Here is a 19,006-nt window from a genome sequence, read left to right as displayed (position 1 = left end):
AAGCAGCTAAATTTTTGCTTTTTCTTACTTTTTAGATTCTTACCCTCTAATCAAACTCATCATTTTTTAATCTTTTTTGATATTTCGCGATGTTAAGCTGCAAATTTTTGGCTTTTTGACGTTGCTGATAAAGGTGAACTGCACCTTCTAAAACTAACACAAATACTGCGCACCAAATCGGAATATAAGTGAACCATTCTTCTTGGCCAATACTCTCCCCTAAAACTAAAGAAGCTAAAGCAAGTAATACCGGTTCCAAATATCCTAAAAGTCCAAACACGACTAATGGTAAAAAGCGACTAGCCAGAATATAACTTCCTAAACCAATAGCACTTAAAATTCCAAGCCCAACAATGACCAAAGCAAGACTCGGTTGGTCTATAAATTTGCTATAAGGGAGTAAACCTGTATGAGTTAAATAAATTGCAATCGGTAGAATAATAACTAAATCCCACCAGAAGCCGCCTAAATTATCTGTTTTAATGGTCTTACGTAATAAAAAGTAGGCAGAATAGCCAACTGCAACTAGTGCAGTTTCCCAAGCAATACTTCCTAAACGCCAGATCTCATGGCCCACTCCAATGACTGCAAGAATAATTGCGACCCATTGAAATTTTGATATTTTTTCGCCATACAGCACACTTCCAGCCAAGACAAGAACAAGCGGCAATAGAAAATACCCTAAAGATACTTGTAGGCCTCGACCATGCATTGGCCCCCATAAAAACAGCCAAAGTTGTACTGAAGTTAAAATGGAGGTTGTAATTAACAACAATAATAAAGACGGCTTTGCCAAAATACGCTGGTAGATATTTTTTATATACCCTAAATCACCGCTCCACCACATAAACAAAGTGAGAACTGGTAGTGTTGCAATAATCCGCCATCCAAAAGTCTGTTCACTATCAAGCTGACTTAACAACTGAGTATAAAAATAAAGTACACCAAAAGTGATAGATGCCATGACAGACAAGCTCACGCCCTTAAACATCATCACCCTCTTATACTTTAGTAAAAACAGCTCACCACAATACTTGATTTATCCACTATAAAAAAGAAAAAACCATGTAAAAACATGGTTTTTTATTAATCAGACATCTACAGCTATTCTTTATGTTCTGTATGAATAATATCGCGAATATCAAAACCTAATGTTTTTGCATAATTTAGATATTCATCAACCACTTCTTGTTCAGGATGAGGTGTTCTTGATAACACCCAAAGATATTTACGAGAAGGTTCTCCCACTAAAACAGTTTGATAGTCTTCATCTATTTTTAAAATCCAGTAATCTCCACGAATGACTGGAATCCATCTCACAGCTTCCGGTAAGAAACTCACCTTCAATTTCGTGTTATATGGCGGATTTACGACAAAGGCTTCACCAATAGATTGCTGTAATTGTTTTCTATTGTCATAACAGCGATTATCTACAACTACATTTCCATTTTCATTTAAGGTGTAAGTTGCAGATACGTTGTAAGCACATTTTTTTTGAAAAAAAGCAGGCTTACGGGCGACTTCATACCAGACACCTAAATATCGGTCCAGTTCAACTTTATAAACGGTTTGCAAAGGTTTCGGCTGAGCATAGACATACGTTCCAACAGCTAAACCAGCCAAAACAACACCGCCCAACGCAATTTTAGCCAAACGCCAACTGGCTTGCGGAACATTATTTCGAAATGCCATTGTTGCCCTCAACGATTAGTTGTGAATACAAAAGAACTCAAACATCTACAGTAGCTTGTTTTTTAAACACATTATGTAGCGTTATGTATTCGTTTATTGCAACATTTGCGCTTTTAATCGAATGATTTCATCACGTATCCGCGCTGCTTGCTCGAACTGCAAATCTTTCGAGGCCTTTAACATATCTTTTTCAAGCTTAGTAATATGCTTACTAAACAGTTTAGGATCTGAAAGAATATGTCTTTCATCGGCACTCAATGCTTGTGCTTGTTCAAGTACTTTTTCATCAATCTCGTCGTCTGAAAGTACCTCACCCGAGTCAATTTCTTTGACAACCTGACGCACAGCACTACGTGGTGTAATACCATGCAGCTCATTAAATTCAATTTGTTTGGCTCTACGGCGATCAGTCTCATCTATCGCTTTTTGCATAGAATCGGTAATTCGGTCAGCATATAAAATTGCTTTACCTTTCACATTACGCGCAGCACGACCAATCGTCTGAATGAGTGAGCGCTCTGAACGTAAAAAGCCTTCTTTATCTGCATCTAAAATAGCAACCAAAGAAACTTCAGGCATATCCAGACCTTCACGTAGCAGGTTAATGCCGACTAAAACATCAAATACACCTGTACGTAGTTCATGAATAATTTTGACACGTTCAACCGTATCAATATCTGAGTGGAGATAAGCGACCTTAACACCATATTCTTTTAAATAAGAAGTCAGGTCTTCTGCCATACGCTTTGTTAAAGTGGTAATTAATACCCGTTCATTCAAGTTTTTACGAATATTAATTTCAGAAAGAACATCATCTACTTGGGTTAAGACAGGACGAATCTCAATTTCAGGATCGATTAGACCTGTTGGACGTACCACCTGTTCAACGATTTGATCTGACTTTTCTAATTCATATTTAGCAGGTGTTGCACTTACAAAAATGGTCGTCGGTACAATACGCTCCCACTCTTCAAATTTCATCGGACGGTTATCAAGCGCACTTGGCAAACGGAACCCATAATTCACTAAGTTTTCTTTACGTGACCGGTCACCTTTATACATCGCTCCAATTTGCGGAACGGTAACGTGTGATTCGTCAATAATGAGCAAAGCATCTTCTGGAATATAGTCGAATAAAGTCGGCGGTGCTTCACCAGACGGGCGTCCTGACAAATGACGCGAATAGTTTTCGATACCATTGGTATAACCCAACTGTTGCATCATTTCCAGATCGTAACGTGTCCGTTGCTCAATACGTTGTGCTTCAAGCAATTTGTCATGTTCACGGAAGAATTTGAGCTGATCTTGTAATTCATCTTTAATTGTATCGATAGCACGGGTCAAATGATCTTTTGGTGTTACATAGTGGCTTTTCGGATAAATCGTTATCCGAGAAACTTTACGAACCATTTTACCAGTTAGCGGGTCAAACCAACGGATTGAATCGACCTCATCATCAAATAGTTCAATACGAATCGCGTGTTGATCAGATTCCGCTGGGAAAATATCAATAATTTCGCCGCGAATACGATAAGTACCACGTAAAAATTCAAGTTCATTACGCGTATATTGCATTTCAACCAATCGGCGGATGATTTCATCGCGGCTTACTCGGTCGCCCTCAACCACATGCAGCAACATTTGCATATAAGCATTCGGATCACCCAAACCATAAATTGCAGAAACCGATGCCACAATAATTGCATCACGACGTTCTAATAAAGCCCGTGTTGCTGATAACCGCATCTGATCAATGTGATCATTAATGGCTGAATCTTTTTCAATAAACGTATCCGAAGATGGAACGTAAGCTTCTGGTTGGTAGTAATCGTAATAACTTACAAAATATTCAACCGCATTATTAGGGAAGAAAGATTTAAACTCACCATAAAGCTGGGCAGCCAAAGTTTTGTTGTGGGCCATCACAATTGTAGGTCGCTGCGTTTGGGCGATCACATTTGCCATGGTATAGGTCTTACCTGAGCCCGTTACCCCTAGCAATAACTGATTACGAAAACCATGCTCGATACCATTGACCAGCTTTTCAATTGCCTGTGGCTGATCACCTGCTGGCTGATAATGAGTGACCAAATCGAAAGGTTGATTTTCGTTCAAAGTTATCTCTCTTTATGAAAAAATTGAATTTAACGTCTCCCCCATTAATGGGGATTTTTATCTTAATTTAAAGTGCAAATTGAGTTGGAAATTCAATGTAAAAGATTAAGCATCTTAACACTTGACCAATACCATAATCAGTTGCAACATGAAGCTATCCATTAAATAAAAAGCATAACCATGACCTATCAATATCATGATGAAAGTATTGTAACCGAACTTCCCGAAGATACAGTTTTTGTATTTGGAAGTAACCTTGCTGGACAGCACGGTAGCGGTGCAGCACGCGTTGCCAGTCAACACTTCGGAGCAGTTGAAGGTGTTGGTCGCGGCTGGGCTGGTCAAAGCTTTGCAATTCCCACCTTAAATGAACATATTCAACAAATGCCTCTTTCACAAATTGAGCACTATGTTGAAGATTTTAAGATATATGCAAAAAATCATCCTAAAATGAAATATTTTGTCACGGCTTTAGGTTGTGGCATCGCAGGTTATAAAGTTTCTGAAATTGCACCACTGTTCAAAGATATCCATCACAACGTTATCTTTCCAGAATCTTTCAAACCGTATGTTGAAGATAATGCAGTTTCTGAATTTCCGACATTAACCCAAAAGATGGTGAAAAGTTTCATTAATGATGATGTTATTTTTTACTTTAATCATGGAAGTGAATCTTTTGAAGAAGCCTTAGATAAAACAGATTTATCAAGTGCCGAAAAAGCCATTGCTCTTATTGTTTTAAATGAAGAACTGTACCCTCGGGATCGTTATGGCCGAGGCCGTGATCATGAGCTGAGTGATATTTTAGGAAAGCTCAATGGTAAAATTTTTGACCTGCACGGAAACTCTGAGGGTGCCATGATTTTTGTAAGTGCTGTGGTTGCACTCATGGAACTTTATGATTTTGATGAGCAAGACTTTATCAAACTCTGGCGTGGTGAAAAGAATATTGACCACCCTATTAATCGTTAATTTTTCTTATAAATTTATGAGCTAAGCAGATAATATCTGCTTTCTCATTATTTTATTTTTACTTACATTTAATCTTTATATTTTTAATTATTCTAATAGATTTAAGTTCTTTAGCTTCCCAAATCCTAATTTTTCTCATTATACTTTAAGGCAAACTGAATACTTAAAGAAACATATGGAAACTTTAGATTCTTCAATTTTTGACCTTAGCCCAATTCCAATGTGGATTGAGGATTTCAGTGAAGTTAAACAACAATTTGATTTATGGAGAAATCAAGGTATTGAAAACCTCCATGAATTTTTAAGTCAAAATAAAAACTTAATCAGTGAATGCGCACATAAAATTAAAATTGTTCGTGTTAATCAAAAAACATTAGAACTTTTTGAAGCAAGAACTCACGAAGAGCTATATTCGAATTTAAATCTTATTTTTAAAAAAGAAATGTTCGAATCTCATATTTTTGAGCTTGAAGAACTATGGAATGGTAAAACTCACTTTTCAAGTACGACCATAAATTACACCTTATCAGGCAAACGTATTGATGTTCAGCTAAGAGGCTCAATTTTACCTGGCTCTGAATCGACCTTTGAGCGTGTATTAATTACCACTGAAGACATTACTCCTTATCAAAATGCACTTCGTGAGGAAGCAAAAAATCGTCGATTAGCTGAGTCTATGTTTATCTATTCACCCACTTCTCTTTGGGTCGAAGATTTCAGCCGTATAAAAAATAGAATTGATCAACTCAGGTTATTAGGTATTGAAGATTTTAGAACTTTTCTAGATGTCCATCCTGAATTTGTTCGTCAGTGTGTAGAAGATATTCTGATTTTAGATGTTAATCAGGCAACTCTTGATTTATTTAAAGCTCCTGATAAATCGACCCTTTTAAGAAATACACATAAGATTTTTGCTGAAGAGATGATTGAAACCTTTCGGGAACAACTCATCGAATTATGGCAAGGTAATATTCATCATAAGCGTGAAGCGATTAACTATGCCTTAGATGGGCAAATAAGAAATGTATTGCTTCAATTTACCGTTTTTCCCGGTTATGAAGACACTTGGGGACTGGTACAGGTTGCACTTACCGATATTACCGCGCGAAAAAAAGCGGAAAACTATCTTGAATATTTGGGGCAACACGATGTCCTGACCAAACTATATAATCGCGCTTTTTTTACAGAGGAACTTAATCGTCTAAACCGAAGTATTATCCGACCTGTTTCTTCAATTTTCTTAGATATGAACGGATTAAAAGAAACAAATGATCAGTTTGGTCATGATATTGGGGATGGCTTATTGCGCCGCGTCGGAAATATTTTAAGTCAGGCTATTTTAAATACAGCATATACGGCTTCTAGAATAGGTGGTGATGAATTCGTGATTTTAATGCCGGGGGCAGATGAGGCGAATGTTCTAATTATGCTTCAAACCATTCAAGAGCTTTTTAATATCGACAATCAATATTATTCAAGCCACCCAATTAGCATTGCAATTGGACATGCAACAACTCAAGCAAATGAACAAATTGAGGACATGTTAAAGCGAGCTGACCATCACATGTACCAAAAGAAAAAAAGCTATTATCAGGAAATTTTATTTAATCAATAAAAAAACAGGCATATTGCCTGTTTTCGAGATTAGCGTTTTCCCATAGAACGACGAGTACCACGCGGAGGCATCCACGTTCTATCTGCGTATTGCTCTGGTTTTGGACGCACTTGGTTGTGTACCGCGTCGTCGGCTTCATTGCTATCATTCGGCATTGGGAATGGCAATTTCACCAAAGCCTTTTTCTGTTTTGGCTGTTGCTCAGTCATGATTCATTCTCGAAATTTCGATTGCGACCTATTATAAATGATTTTCTCATTTCTTTCTAAAAAAGCTTCAATTGAATAAATATTGCTTAAGATGATTACTAAACTAAACTTTTTTACATCTGAAAAGGTTCACATCCGCAAATTACTTAATTTTTGCGATAAGATAGTATGCTTTTTATTTTTTAATCCCATAAGAGGAATATTGCCGTGGACGTACGTCTTTCTGATCGTGTCAATGCTATCAAACCGTCCCCTACACTTGCTGTAACCAACAAAGCTGCTGAACTTAAAGCTGCTGGCAAGAACGTGATTGGTTTAGGTGCTGGCGAACCAGACTTTGATACCCCTCAACACATCAAAGATGCTGCAATTGAAGCGATTAATAATGGTTTCACCAAATATACGGCTGTAGATGGTACTCCTGGATTAAAAAAAGCAATTATTGCTAAATTTAAACGCGATAATAATCTTGATTATCAAGCGAATCAGATTTTGGTTTCATGTGGTGGTAAGCAAAGCTTCTTTAACTTGGCACTTGCTCTATTAAACAAAGGCGATGAAGTTATCATTCCAGCACCGTTCTGGGTAAGCTATCCAGATATGGTCATTATTGCTGAAGGTACTCCAGTCATTGTGAAATGTGGTGAAGACCAACGTTTCAAAATTACTCCTGAACAATTAGAAGCGGCTATTACTCCTAACACTCGTTTAGTTGTATTAAACAGCCCATCTAACCCGACAGGTATGATCTATAGCAAAGCTGAATTAGAAGCTTTAGCTGAAGTATTACGTCGCCATCCACAAGTGTTTGTTGCATCTGACGATATGTATGAACCAATTCGTTGGGAAGATGAGTTCTACAACATCGCAACTGTTGCTCCAGATTTATATGATCGTACGATTGTTTTAAATGGTGTTTCTAAAGCATATGCGATGACAGGTTGGCGTATTGGCTATGCAGCCGGCCCAGCAAAAATCATTGGCGCAATGAAAAAAATCCAGTCTCAATCAACTTCAAACCCAACTTCTATTTCACAAGTTGCTGCTGAAGCTGCATTGAATGGTCCTCAAGACGTACTTCAACCAATGATTAAAGCGTTCAAACGCCGTCATGACTTAGTTGTTAATGGCTTGAATGAAATCAAAGGTATTTCTTGCTTGCCTGCTGACGGTGCTTTCTATGCCTATGCAAACATTCGCCCTCTTATTCGTGCAAAAGGCTTAAAATCTTGCACAGAATTCTCTGAATGGTTATTAGAAGAGACTGGTGTAGCAGTAGTTCCTGGTGATGCATTTGGTTTAGGCGGTTTTATGCGTATTTCATATGCAACAGCTGACGAAGTGCTCGTTGATGCGTTAGCACGTATCAAAAAAGCTGCTGACTCAATTGAAGGCGTAGATGCTGCAATAGCTTCTATTGAAGCTGAAAAAACAGCTAAGTAATTTATAATTTTAAAAAGAGGCTTCAACTTCAAGTTGAGGCCTCTTTTTTATGAATAGAAGATTAAAATTTTATTCGTAGCTACTATTTATGACTCAGCAGAATTAAATAAAGCCATGACCTCGGCTTCAGTCATTTTTTTTGTATTATTTTTAAAGGCATAAAAACCGGGTTTTGAATCAATAAAAATTTCCAGATCTAACTTTAAGTCATCTACGGGTTCATCTAAAGAAAATGCATTAATGTTGCAGTAGCCTTGATCCTTAGTTCTCCAAAAAATTGTAGTTCCACAAGCGTTGCAAAAGCCTCTTTCTCCCCATTCGGAAGAGTTAAAAATACTCAGATGCTCTTGTTGAATAAACTTTAGACTGCCTTGTACAACATCAATCGTCATAATAACACCACTAGTTTGTCGGCGACACATCGAACAATGACAAACATGCACATCATGATTTTTTAGCTCTACCGCAAATGCAGTCTTACCACATAAACATTGACCGTTCATTATTATTTCCCATTGATAAGTTTTATCTTTTTAATTTCATAAAATATTCTGTCTAATTAAAATTTACAAGTTTGTAAACTATAACTGAACTTATCACTTCATTTTTCTAACTTGACAATAGTACTTTTACATCATAATTTAAACTTAAGTTCCATTTAAGAACTTATAAAATTAAAGGACTCAAAAATGAAAAATCCCATGGAAATGACTGGTCTTGAATTTTTACAAGCGATGATTGATGGCCATATTCCAGCAGCAAGTATTAGTAAAACCATACCCATGCAACCTACTGAAATTTCAGAAGGTTCTGTTACTTTTAAAGCGCAAGCAGATCATAATCACCTAAATCCGTTAGGGGGCGTACATGGTGGTTTTGCGGCTACAGTTTTAGACTCTGTGACTGGCTGTGCAGTACATACGATGTTACCTGCTGGCGTAGGTTACGGAACAATCGATCTTAACGTAAAAATGTGCCGTCCTATTCCAAAGAACCATCCTTTAATTGCAACAGGCAAAGTCATTAACTTAAGTAAAAACTTAGGAATTTCCGAAGGAAAGATTATTGATGAGGAAGGTAAACTTTATGCCTATGCAACAGCAACCTGCATGATTATTCGTTCATAGTCATAAAAGGCAGCCTTAAACCGCTGCCTTTTTTATTGAGTAATCTGGATTATCTGGACGATCACAAGTTTGAGCCACTACATAAGGTGCCCAAATATTTTTAAGTTGAAGTTCTATAACTTCTTGATGTTCAGTAGACCAAGCTAGAACTTTATTTTTGCCTAGCAGTAACTCCCCTTCTAATTGAAAAATATATAGGGGTTTAGATTGATCTAATGCTTTTGAACTTTTTAAAACTTTTAGTGAACTATGTACATTCCATTTAGAACTGAACCAAAGCTGCAATAAATCACCTAAGTACAAGTCCTTCTTTTTAAAAAGATAAGCATCAATCGACGCACCCTCTACAGGTGTGTAATAAGATTCTGGTCGACTTAAGATATTGAGATAATTGCGTTGATAAAAATCAAAATTAGAAAAAATAGAAGCAATAGTAAGTGTTTTCATACTTATCTCCGATTTAGCCATTTTAGTGCTGGCAAGTTGGTTTAAATCCACACTGTTTGAATTTCTTCAAACGCTTGTTCTGTTTTGAATCTAGCAATTGAATTTTTAAAGCGCAAGTAATTTCTCAGCTCAGCGCTCAACTGATCAAATAAAAAGCATACAACACAAAAATGAAGGAAACATGGCGATTTTCACTTGACCCTTCTCAAAATCCCCTTATAATCGCATGCAGATTCTCCCATAGCTCAGTCGGTAGAGCGACGGACTGTTAATCCGCAGGTCCCTGGTTCGAGCCCAGGTGGGAGAGCCAAATACTAAAAAGCCCGCAGCATTAAAGCGGGCTTTTTTTTGCTATAAATTTACCCATAACTATAAAAAAATCCCCTATCACAACATAGAGGATTTAATTATTAATCTACTAGTTTTATTCAATGACCTAATCCAAATCAAAAAGAGATATCACCTTCAATCCTCTTCTTAGGTCATTTTTAAACTTATTATTCTACTTCAACAACTTTTAAAGGATTAAAAGACTGAGAAGTCGGCATAATTTCAATACGGTTAATATTAATATGTGGAGGCTGTGATGCGACCCACGCTACCGTATTTGCAATATCATCAGGCAAGATTGGGTTCTTTTTATCATACAGACTATTTACCTTATCCTGATCGCCCTTAAAACGCACCAAAGAAAATTCTGTACCACCACAAAGACCTGGCTCAATATTAGTCACTCGAATACCAGTACCTGACAGGTCAGCTCGAAGATTTAAACTAAATTGCTCTACAAATGCTTTGGTTGCACCATAAACATTACCACCCGGATATGGGTATGTACCTGCAATTGATCCCATATTGATGATTAAACCGGACTTTTTCTTCACCATATTCGGTAAAATTAACCGCGTAACAGTGATCAATCCTTTAATATTGGTATCTACCATGGTGTACCAATCATCCAAATCTGATTTATCTGCTGGCTCTAGGCCTAATGCTAATCCGGCATTGTTAACTAATAAATCAATTTGACTGATTTGGAATTCGGCTGGTAAATCAACCAATGCTTTATTTATATTTTCTACTGTATCTGTCATATCAAATACGAGTGGATAGAATTTTTCACCGAGCTCTTGTTGTAATTCTTTTAGCTTTTCTGCCCGTCTTCCACATCCAATAACTTTATAACCTAACTCAATCAGTTTTTTTGAAATACTATAACCAAAACCCGCAGAAGCGCCTGTAACTAATGCTAACATTCTTATATCCTTAAAATATTCGACTACTTTAGTTGAACCGATTATGAACAAACCTATCTTTATATTTACATAATATTCGTTATTACTTTAAAAAATAAAAGATTTTTCTAAAAAATTTAATTATGGATAACAATATTTAAGAAAATTAATTATATAGATATGATTTTATCAGGAGTATCAGGTAATAAATACCGCATCCCCAGATGCTAACCACTTATAAAAATAATTAAAAATTTAAAGGTTAAAATAAAAAAAGTTTACCTAGAAAGATAAACTTTTTTATTTACAACTTTTTTGATTATGCAGGTACGCCGCTGTGAAAACGGAAGGTATCATCAGGCGTTAAAATCAGGTTCTTTTCAACCTCACGAATATGCTCAATGCGCTGCTGAATATCCTCTTTAGGATTTTTCATTTTTGCAGTGTTTGCCACATCAAGCGCAAGTGCCAAATAGTCTTCAAAATGACGAGACTCTGACTTAAGCAAATAGCGATAGTAGCGTCCTAACTCTTCATCTACACGTGGAGCAAGTGCATGAAAACGTTCGCATGAGCGAGCCTCAACAAAAGCACCTACCACAAGTACATCAATTAAAGCTTCTGGCTCATAAGTACGAATCTCTTTACGCAACCCACCTGCATAGCGCCCTGCACTTAAGCCATCCCATTTCTGACCACGCTTGGCCATTAGCTCAAGCACCTGTTCATAATGGAGCATTTCTTCCCGCACCAGTTGTGCAAGCTTCACTTGCAAATCAGGGAAAAAGCTATAGCGGAACATTAAGTTCATTGCTGTACTAGCTGCTTTTTTTTCGCAGTTAGCATGATCTTGCATCAATATATCTAAATTATTGATCGCTTCATCTAACCATGCCTTTGGCGTTTGACATCCTAAAAAGGCTAAAACAGGTTGCATTAGTTCATCGTAATTGATACTCGACATAACCAATTATCCTGCCACCTGAATTGCTGCTTTCATATCTTTGACAGCTTGAACAAGACCTACAAAAATGCTATCAGCAATAATTGAGTGCCCAATGTTTAACTCGTGAATTTGCGAAATAGCAGCAATTGGAGCAATATTTTTAAGGTTAAGTCCGTGACCCGCATTTACCACCAAACCTTTTGAAGCTGCGTATTCAACACCTTTAATAATACGCGCCAACTCAGCCTGTTGATCTTGCTCCGTTGCCGCATCTGCATATGCACCCGTGTGCAACTCAATCGTAGGTGCGCCACATGCAACTGCTGCATCAATTTGAGCTAGATCAGCATCAATAAATAATGATACATCACAACCAATAGCAGCTAAGGCCTGAGTTGCAGCTTTAACCTTGTCAAAGTTACCGACTACATCTAAACCACCTTCAGTGGTTACTTCTTGGCGTCTTTCAGGAACGAAGCATACATGCTGTGGCTGAATTTCTTTCGCAAACTCGACCATTTCATCAGTAACAGCCAACTCTAGATTCATGCGTGTTTTTAATAATGGACGCATGCGGCGTACGTCATCATCCTGAATATGGCGACGATCTTCACGCAAATGCAAGGTAATTCCCTCTGCACCAGCTTGTTCACAAATGAGAGCAGCTTCTACAGGGTCTGGGTAAGTAGTACCGCGCGCCTGTCTTAAAGTAGCAACATGGTCTATGTTTACACCAAGCAATGCAGCCATAAAAAAATCCTAATTACGATTGAGTTTGAGTATTTTGAATCCACAATTGTCGACTTTTTAGGGGACGATCTCCTAAAAGCGATGTAATCATTTGACGGTATAGTTTACCTAATAATTGCAGTTGTTCGTGAGAAAAATCCTGCCCTTGCTCATAGTCCACCATAGACAAAATCGCTTTTCCTGACAAAGAAGAACGACTCGCCTGCGCAACGAGAGCAAAACCTTCGGTCACTTGAAATTGATAAAACTGATGAGATTGAATCGGCTGCTGCTGAGTATCAATTGAGAAATCAAGCGCGTACCCTAGTTCAGGTAGAAGCACATGTTCGAACTGACGCAATATCTGTCTTAAAAAAAGATCGGGCTGGTCATTAGAAGCAAGCTGCTGTAACTGCAATAAAGTTAACTGATATTGCTCAAAAGATTGAGGCATTGCCTCTTCTAGTGGACATAGCCGAAGAATGATTTCACTTAAATAAAATCCGGCAAAAAAGGCGTCACCAAAAAAGAAAACAGGCTGATTTAATATTTCTAACTTAGTAAAGTTCTTCAGCTCACTTTTACCAGTTGCTTGTAATCGGATAGGTTGATACTGAGGGGGCGGAGTCTGTCTTAAAATACCATCGACTCGCCCATACTCCTGAGTAAAAAGATGCACAATATGACTTTTTTCACGGTACTTACGGTGATGAATCATATATCCATGGAGGACTTCATTGCGCATCATAAAAAGAAACTATTCCTCAGATTCTTTTTCTTTTTTGTCATCATCACCATCAGGGATCACCGCACCTACAACAGCCGCTGTACCTTTGACAACACCTTTTGTAGTTTTATAAGCGATACCTACTGGTACGGTTACAAGCTTATATACACAACCTTGTAACATCAATGTACATCCAATTATAGCGACCAATGATGTAATTGTTTTCATACCAGTATCCTTATCCTTTAGATATCACTATATCCTAAGCTTTTTAAGGCACGCTCATCATCAGACCAGCCACCCTTCACTTTTACCCAAAGTGTAAGCATAATTTTTTGCTCAAACATCTTTTCCATGTCTTTTCGAGCGTCCATACCGATTGTTTTAAGCTTGGCACCTTTTTCACCAATCACAATCGCTTTTTGGCCGGCACGATCTACAAAAATCGTTGCATCAATATAGGTACAAGCTGGTTTTAAACGACCAGTTTTCTCATTAACAGCAGCCTCTTCCGTTTTGAAAGATTCAATTTGTACTGTTAAATCATAAGGAAGCTCTTCACCTAACTGACGCATGATTTTTTCACGAATAATTTCGCTAGCTAAAAAGCGTTCAGAACGGTCAGTAATCTGATCAAATGAATACAAAGGTGCTTGATAAGGAAGATACTTCTCAATTGTTTCACTCAAATGTTCCAGATTTGCTCCGCGTAATGCAGATACAGGAACAATCTCGGCAAAATTCATAAGCTTGGCACGCTCTTGAATTAAAGGAAGAATATCTCTTTTATCTTCAAAAGTATCAGCCTTGTTAATCACTAAAATAACTGGCATTTCAGCATTCTTGAGTTTTTCAAGCACTAAGTCGTCATTTGGGGTCCACTTATAAGCATCAATAACAAATAAGACCAAATTGACATCACGTAATGCAGAATGCGCTGCACGATTCATCATTTTATTAATAGCGCGTACTTCTTTTTTATGCATACCTGGGGTATCTACATACACCGCCTGCATTTTTTCACGCGAATCAATACCAATAATTTTATGACGTGTTGTTTGAGGTTTACGCGAAGTAATCGAGAGCTTTTGACCTAATAAATGGTTCATGAGGGTAGATTTACCCACATTTGGACGTCCTACAATCGCCACAAATCCGCTCTTAAAATCCGAAGGAATTGTTACGCCTTTGGAACTAAAAAATTGATCAATCAGATTATTAGGATCTTGGTTCTCATTTGAATCTGGATTGATTTGATCAGAATGCATCGACATGCAGGTTATTGCTCCAATAACTTTAAAATTTCCGCCGCTGCTGCCTGCTCGGCAAAACGACGACTTGAACCCTCACCATAAATCTTTGATAAACCATCTATCAAACATTCAACTTTAAAGTGCTGGTGAGGTGCATCACCCTGAATATCTACAACCTCGTAAACAGGGAGAGGTTTTTTACGTGCTTGTAGATACTCTTGTAAACGTGATTTCGGGTCTTTAAGTTGATCCGTAGGTTCAATATGGTCTAAATAGGGTACATACCATTTTAGCACAATATCTGTAAGTAAGTTGAGATCACCACTATCAATATAAATTGCACCAATAATGGCCTCTACCGTGTCAGCTAATATTGACTCACGATGATGACCACCAGATTTCAACTCACCCGTACTTAATATTAAACACCGACTAAGTTGCAAATCGGTTGCAATCTTACCTAAAGCTTCCTGACGGACTAAAGTCGCTCGCATACGCGTTAGACGACCTTCGTTTTCATTTGGATAGGCATGATATAGATAATTGGCAACAATCATGCCTAATAATGAATCGCCTAAAAATTCCAAGCGCTCGTAATTGTATTTATGACTCACCGAACGATGAGTCAAAGCTAACTGTAACAACTCAAGCTGCTTGAATTGATATCCGATGCGACTCAATAAGCGAGGATCACTTAGTTTGAACTGATGTTTTATCAAAACTCTTCTCAAATGTTAAAACTAAATCAATATTTGATAAGAAAGGTTTTCTTACTTCATATTTCTTTTTGACTGTCAGACCAGACTGATTAAACACTTGCGCAATCTCTTTAAAGTGGAGATCACGAATATTGTTCATTTCCAGTCGCTGATCCATTTGTGTCACAAACTTCTGTGGTGTGATCTCAGAAGAGCTTTCTTGTAAAAGCTCTTCTATTTGATTATTAATCAATCGATCATCCCAATATGCTGGCCAAACTGCAAGTACAGCTTTTACTGCAACTGCAAATATAACCACCCCAAATAAAATTGCTAAATACGAAGTACCTTGTTGTGCCTTACGCATTTCTTTTTTTCCTAATGGTTGTTTTTAATCTATTTTTCCATTTCGGCCAAAGTTAGGAAGATGTAAACCCGGTTCTTTATGCATCCACACATAGAATGCTCGCCCTGTTAAATTTTCTTCAGGAACGAAGCCCCAGAAACGACTGTCTGCACTTTGATCACGGTTATCTCCCATTGCAAAGTAATGTCCTTTTGGAACAGTCACTTCCCAATATAAACCGTCTTGGTTTGCATATTTACCATTTTCAACATAGTTGATAAACGGTGCTTGGCGCGCCACATTTACGCCTTCAAGCTCACGCATCGTAAAGGTGTGTTCACCAATCGTCTCTTTATGATAAATAGACGTTGGGGTATCTAACACGTCTTTTTCGCGACTAAACTGTGTTAATACTTTCGGTACTTTTTGTCCGTTAATAATCAATTGTCCATGATCATAAACAAGATGATCACCCGGCAAACCGATTACACGTTTAATATAACTAATGGTAGGTTGAGGTGGATAACGGAACACAATCACATCACCACGCTTTGGTTCTCCCACATCAATAATTTTCTTATTGACGATAGGTAAACGCACACCATAATCAAATTTATTAACCAGAATAAAATCACCAGTTTCTAGGGTAGGTACCATAGAGTCTGATGGAATATTAAATGGTTCATAAAGAAATGAACGAAGTACAAGTACTACAGCTAAAACTGGCCAAAAGTCATAGGCCCATGTAATAACAAAATTTTCGTTCCCGCGCCCTTTATTTGCACGCTGTTTGAATACAAATTTATCTAACAACCACACTGCAAATAGAATCAGCGTAACTGGAACAAGAATTAAATTAAAATCAAAATCCACACGACCTCACTCGCAGCCTAGCTGCTTGTCTTAAAGTGGGGGAAAAGTAATATCTTACTTCTCCCCCCTCATTTCTTATCTTTCTACTTTCAATACAGCCAAGAACGCTTCTTGTGGAATTTCAACACTTCCCACTTGTTTCATACGTTTCTTACCTTCTTTTTGTTTAGAAAGTAGTTTTTTCTTACGTGAAACGTCACCACCATAACATTTCGCTAATACGTTTTTACGCATCGCTTTTACAGTAGAACGAGCAATAATTTGTGCACCGATAGCTGCTTGAATAGCAACGTCGTACATTTGGCGAGGAATCAAGTCTTTCATTTTCTCAACCAATGCAATACCACGATGACGCGCGTCATTACGGTGACAAATCATAGCCAAGGCATCAACCTTGTCACTATTAATTAATACATCAACCTTAACTAAAGCTGAACTTTCGAAACGAACAAAGTTATAGTCTAACGATGCAAAACCACGAGAGCATGATTTTAATTTATCAAAGAAATCCATAACGACTTCAGCCATCGGGATTTCAAATGTAATAGAAACTTGATTACCCAAGAATTTCATATCTTTTTGAACACCACGGCGTTCAATACATAGGGTCATTACATTCCCTAAGTATTCTTGAGGAACAAGGATATGACATTCCGCAATCGGCTCACGCAAATCTTCTACAGTAGATCCGTCTGGCATTTTTGATGGACTATCGATATAAATCGTTTCGCCCTTCTTGGTTAATGCTTCATAAATTACGGTAGGTGCAGAACTGATTAAATCAAGGTCATATTCACGCTCTAAACGCTCTTGTACAATCTCCATGTGTAGCATTCCTAAGAAGCCACAACGGAAACCAAAACCTAATGCATCTGAGCTTTCTGGTTCAAAGAACAAAGCCGAGTCGTTGATCTGCAATTTTTGTAACGCTTCACGGAATGGCTCAAAATCACTCGCATCAATCGGGAAAAGACCAGCATAAACCTGTGGCTTAACCTTTTTAAAACCTGGTAAAATTGCAACATCAGGTGTAGCAGCAAGGGTAATAGTGTCACCTACTGGTGCACCAAAAATATCTTTAATACCCGCAATAACAAAACCTACTTCACCAGCTTCAAGAATATCTGTTTCAGTATGCTTAGGATTAAATACACCCACTGAAGTTACCGGATGAGTTTGTCCTGTCGATTTAACCAACATTTTGTCGCCCTTACGGATACGACCTTGTTTAATACGTACAAGAGAAACTACACCTAAGTAGTTATCAAACCATGAGTCGATAATTAATGCTTGCAATGGAGCATCACGATCGCCTTCAGGCGCTGGGATAACATCGACTAAACGTTCTAAAACACCTTCAACACCCAAACCTGTTTTTGCTGAACAAGTCGGTGCATCTGTCGCTTCAATCCCGATGATTTCTTCAATTTCATGAATTACACGTTCAGGTTCAGCCTGTGGTAAATCAATTTTATTTAAAATAGGAAGAACTTCGAGACCTTGTTCAATTGCGGTATAACAGTTTGCAACTGATTGTGCTTCTACACCTTGTGCAGCATCTACAACCAATAGCGCACCTTCACATGCGGCTAATGAACGAGAAACTTCATAAGAGAAGTCTACGTGTCCAGGAGTATCAATAAAGTTAAGTTGATATTCTTGACCATTCGGATGAGTATAATATAGCGTGACAGAAGCGGCTTTAATGGTAATCCCACGTTCGCGCTCAAGCTCCATTGAGTCCAAGACTTGAGCTTGCATTTCACGATCTTGTAGACCACCACACATCTGAATAAAGCGGTCAGCCAATGTAGACTTACCATGGTCAATGTGAGCAATAATCGAGAAATTTCGTATATTTTTGATATCGACGGATTTTTTAGCTTGCGCCATGGGTTACCTTGAGAAAATATAGAGTGCTATGTAGCTTGTTTTAATACACAGCCAAAGCAGTTAAATTAATTGCGTGCGATTATAACAGATGGATATTTTAAAGTATCCAAAATAATCATTACCTTTTACTTATGTTTTTAAAAGGCCAATGCAGCCCAATTCCTTCTTGAGCAACCTTATGTATAAGAAAAAGTAAAGTCATAAGGATTTATGCTTGAATCAAGTGGCTTGTATGCATGGGTAAAAGTTGGAGACATTCGTTTTGGGCGCCCCGTGGCAATTTCAATACATGCCCATTTTGTATTTCCAACAAATAATACAGCCTGATCTGATGGACGGAAAAATACATATTGGCGGAACGAATAAAGAGCGTTGATATCATCTAACCATGTGCGTAATACAATTTGTTCACCTTCAAATGCAGTTTTACGATATTGCACATGATGCTCAACAGCAACCATTGCATGTTTTAACTCGAGGTATTTAGTGACCCCTACTCCTAAGGTTTCAACATGAGCAGCAGCTACATCCTGCATCCACTGTACATACATCACATTATTCACATGTCCTAACGCATCAATATGATGTGGCTGTACCTGAATATGTAAATCAAAAATACTACTCACGAATGTTCACACTCTTATTTATTAACTTTTAAACTGAAATAAGTGTAGGTAGATATCACT

Annotated in this window: 20 protein-coding genes, 1 tRNA gene and 2 pseudogenes; 5 read left to right on the top strand and 18 right to left on the bottom strand. The window is 37.7% G+C overall.

Translation table 11 applies throughout. From position 1 onward, the window contains the following. Positions 1 to 46: 46 nt before the first annotated feature. The 3 genes from rarD to uvrB all read right to left on the bottom strand — a co-directional run bounded on the left by rarD (position 47) and on the right by uvrB (position 3,807). On the bottom strand, positions 47 to 994 hold the full coding sequence (rarD, locus tag ACLBWE_RS05465; protein WP_080027583.1) for an EamA family transporter RarD: 948 nt from the start codon (positions 992 to 994) through the stop codon (positions 47 to 49). Positions 995 to 1,104: 110 nt separating this feature from the next. Beyond that, positions 1,105 to 1,692 carry a lipocalin family protein gene (locus tag ACLBWE_RS05460; RefSeq protein WP_005038917.1) on the bottom strand — a complete coding sequence of 196 codons (588 nt, stop codon included), beginning with the start codon at positions 1,690 to 1,692 and terminating at the stop codon, positions 1,105 to 1,107. Positions 1,693 to 1,785: 93 nt separating this feature from the next. After that, complete coding sequence (gene uvrB, locus ACLBWE_RS05455) at positions 1,786 to 3,807, bottom strand: excinuclease ABC subunit UvrB (RefSeq protein WP_005038916.1); 2,022 nt, start codon at positions 3,805 to 3,807, stop codon at positions 1,786 to 1,788. A 180-nt stretch (positions 3,808 to 3,987) separates the two neighbouring features. On the opposite strand from uvrB, the gene ACLBWE_RS05450 reads away from it, so the two are divergent. Both ACLBWE_RS05450 and ACLBWE_RS05445 read left to right on the top strand, forming a co-directional pair. Then, the gene (locus ACLBWE_RS05450; RefSeq protein WP_005038915.1) at positions 3,988 to 4,779 is read left to right on the top strand and encodes an A1S_2505 family phage non-structural protein; all 792 of its coding nucleotides are present in this window, start codon (positions 3,988 to 3,990) and stop codon (positions 4,777 to 4,779) included. Between the two features lie 175 nt (positions 4,780 to 4,954). Beyond that, a pseudogene (locus ACLBWE_RS05445) lies at positions 4,955 to 6,391 on the top strand (diguanylate cyclase domain-containing protein); the annotation flags it as partial. 32 nt (positions 6,392 to 6,423) lie between these two features. Here ACLBWE_RS05445 and ACLBWE_RS05440 read toward each other — a convergent pair. Beyond that, a complete protein-coding gene (locus tag ACLBWE_RS05440; protein WP_005038911.1) occupies positions 6,424 to 6,603 on the bottom strand; it encodes a hypothetical protein in 180 nt (59 codons plus the stop codon). A 207-nt stretch (positions 6,604 to 6,810) separates the two neighbouring features. On the opposite strand from ACLBWE_RS05440, the gene ACLBWE_RS05435 reads away from it, so the two are divergent. Beyond that, positions 6,811 to 8,046 carry a pyridoxal phosphate-dependent aminotransferase gene (locus tag ACLBWE_RS05435; protein WP_056481413.1) on the top strand — a complete coding sequence of 412 codons (1,236 nt, stop codon included), beginning with the start codon at positions 6,811 to 6,813 and terminating at the stop codon, positions 8,044 to 8,046. Between the two features lie 86 nt (positions 8,047 to 8,132). Here ACLBWE_RS05435 and ACLBWE_RS05430 read toward each other — a convergent pair whose 3' ends face one another. Next, the gene (locus ACLBWE_RS05430) at positions 8,133 to 8,549 is read right to left on the bottom strand and encodes a GFA family protein (RefSeq protein ID WP_447601613.1); all 417 of its coding nucleotides are present in this window, start codon (positions 8,547 to 8,549) and stop codon (positions 8,133 to 8,135) included. A gap of 186 nt (positions 8,550 to 8,735) precedes the next feature. On the opposite strand from ACLBWE_RS05430, the gene ACLBWE_RS05425 reads away from it, so the two are divergent. Then, positions 8,736 to 9,173 (top strand): PaaI family thioesterase, encoded by a 438-nt coding sequence (locus tag ACLBWE_RS05425; protein WP_004643655.1) that lies wholly within the window; start codon positions 8,736 to 8,738, stop codon positions 9,171 to 9,173. 15 nt (positions 9,174 to 9,188) lie between these two features. Here the strand turns inward: ACLBWE_RS05425 and ACLBWE_RS05420 are convergent, their stop codons facing one another. Further along, positions 9,189 to 9,620, bottom strand: a complete 432-nt coding sequence (locus tag ACLBWE_RS05420) for a hypothetical protein (protein WP_348949007.1) — start codon at positions 9,618 to 9,620, stop codon at positions 9,189 to 9,191. A gap of 41 nt (positions 9,621 to 9,661) precedes the next feature. Beyond that, a pseudogene (locus ACLBWE_RS05415) lies at positions 9,662 to 9,802 on the bottom strand (hypothetical protein); the annotation flags it as partial. 52 nt (positions 9,803 to 9,854) lie between these two features. Between ACLBWE_RS05415 and ACLBWE_RS05410 the strand changes: the two are divergent. Further along, a tRNA-Asn gene (locus ACLBWE_RS05410) sits at positions 9,855 to 9,930 on the top strand. 187 nt (positions 9,931 to 10,117) lie between these two features. Here ACLBWE_RS05410 and ACLBWE_RS05405 read toward each other — a convergent pair. The 11 genes from ACLBWE_RS05405 to ACLBWE_RS05355 all read right to left on the bottom strand — a co-directional run bounded on the left by ACLBWE_RS05405 (position 10,118) and on the right by ACLBWE_RS05355 (position 18,946). Continuing rightward, a complete protein-coding gene (locus ACLBWE_RS05405; protein WP_151743905.1) occupies positions 10,118 to 10,876 on the bottom strand; it encodes an SDR family oxidoreductase in 759 nt (252 codons plus the stop codon). A gap of 298 nt (positions 10,877 to 11,174) precedes the next feature. Continuing rightward, the gene (gene miaE / locus ACLBWE_RS05400; protein ID WP_004643658.1) at positions 11,175 to 11,819 is read right to left on the bottom strand and encodes a tRNA-(ms[2]io[6]A)-hydroxylase; all 645 of its coding nucleotides are present in this window, start codon (positions 11,817 to 11,819) and stop codon (positions 11,175 to 11,177) included. 6 nt (positions 11,820 to 11,825) lie between these two features. Next, positions 11,826 to 12,551, bottom strand: coding sequence for a pyridoxine 5'-phosphate synthase (pdxJ, locus tag ACLBWE_RS05395; RefSeq protein ID WP_348949003.1), 726 nt, complete (start codon positions 12,549 to 12,551; stop codon positions 11,826 to 11,828). Between the two features lie 13 nt (positions 12,552 to 12,564). After that, a complete protein-coding gene (recO, locus tag ACLBWE_RS05390; protein WP_348949001.1) occupies positions 12,565 to 13,278 on the bottom strand; it encodes a DNA repair protein RecO in 714 nt (237 codons plus the stop codon). Between the two features lie 9 nt (positions 13,279 to 13,287). After that, on the bottom strand, positions 13,288 to 13,485 hold the full coding sequence (locus ACLBWE_RS05385) for an NF038104 family lipoprotein (protein ID WP_004643661.1): 198 nt from the start codon (positions 13,483 to 13,485) through the stop codon (positions 13,288 to 13,290). A 17-nt stretch (positions 13,486 to 13,502) separates the two neighbouring features. Next, on the bottom strand, positions 13,503 to 14,525 hold the full coding sequence (era, locus tag ACLBWE_RS05380) for a GTPase Era (protein WP_092706634.1): 1,023 nt from the start codon (positions 14,523 to 14,525) through the stop codon (positions 13,503 to 13,505). 11 nt (positions 14,526 to 14,536) lie between these two features. Continuing rightward, complete coding sequence (gene rnc, locus ACLBWE_RS05375; protein ID WP_004643662.1) at positions 14,537 to 15,229, bottom strand: ribonuclease III; 693 nt, start codon at positions 15,227 to 15,229, stop codon at positions 14,537 to 14,539. Further along, the gene (locus ACLBWE_RS05370) at positions 15,201 to 15,575 is read right to left on the bottom strand and encodes a DUF4845 domain-containing protein (RefSeq protein WP_004643664.1); all 375 of its coding nucleotides are present in this window, start codon (positions 15,573 to 15,575) and stop codon (positions 15,201 to 15,203) included. The genes rnc and ACLBWE_RS05370 overlap by 29 nt, the downstream gene beginning before the upstream one ends. Positions 15,576 to 15,599: 24 nt before the next feature. After that, entirely contained in the window at positions 15,600 to 16,427 is an 828-nt protein-coding gene (gene lepB / locus ACLBWE_RS05365) for a signal peptidase I (RefSeq protein WP_005038901.1), read from the bottom strand. A gap of 75 nt (positions 16,428 to 16,502) precedes the next feature. Beyond that, on the bottom strand, positions 16,503 to 18,320 hold the full coding sequence (gene lepA, locus ACLBWE_RS05360; protein WP_003650302.1) for a translation elongation factor 4: 1,818 nt from the start codon (positions 18,318 to 18,320) through the stop codon (positions 16,503 to 16,505). 176 nt (positions 18,321 to 18,496) lie between these two features. Then, positions 18,497 to 18,946, bottom strand: a complete 450-nt coding sequence (locus ACLBWE_RS05355; protein WP_447601607.1) for an acyl-CoA thioesterase — start codon at positions 18,944 to 18,946, stop codon at positions 18,497 to 18,499. Positions 18,947 to 19,006 lie beyond the last annotated feature (60 nt).

Source organism: Acinetobacter sp. M5A5_2a (assembly GCF_053345265.1).
This window is presented reverse-complemented; position numbering and strand designations above follow the sequence as displayed.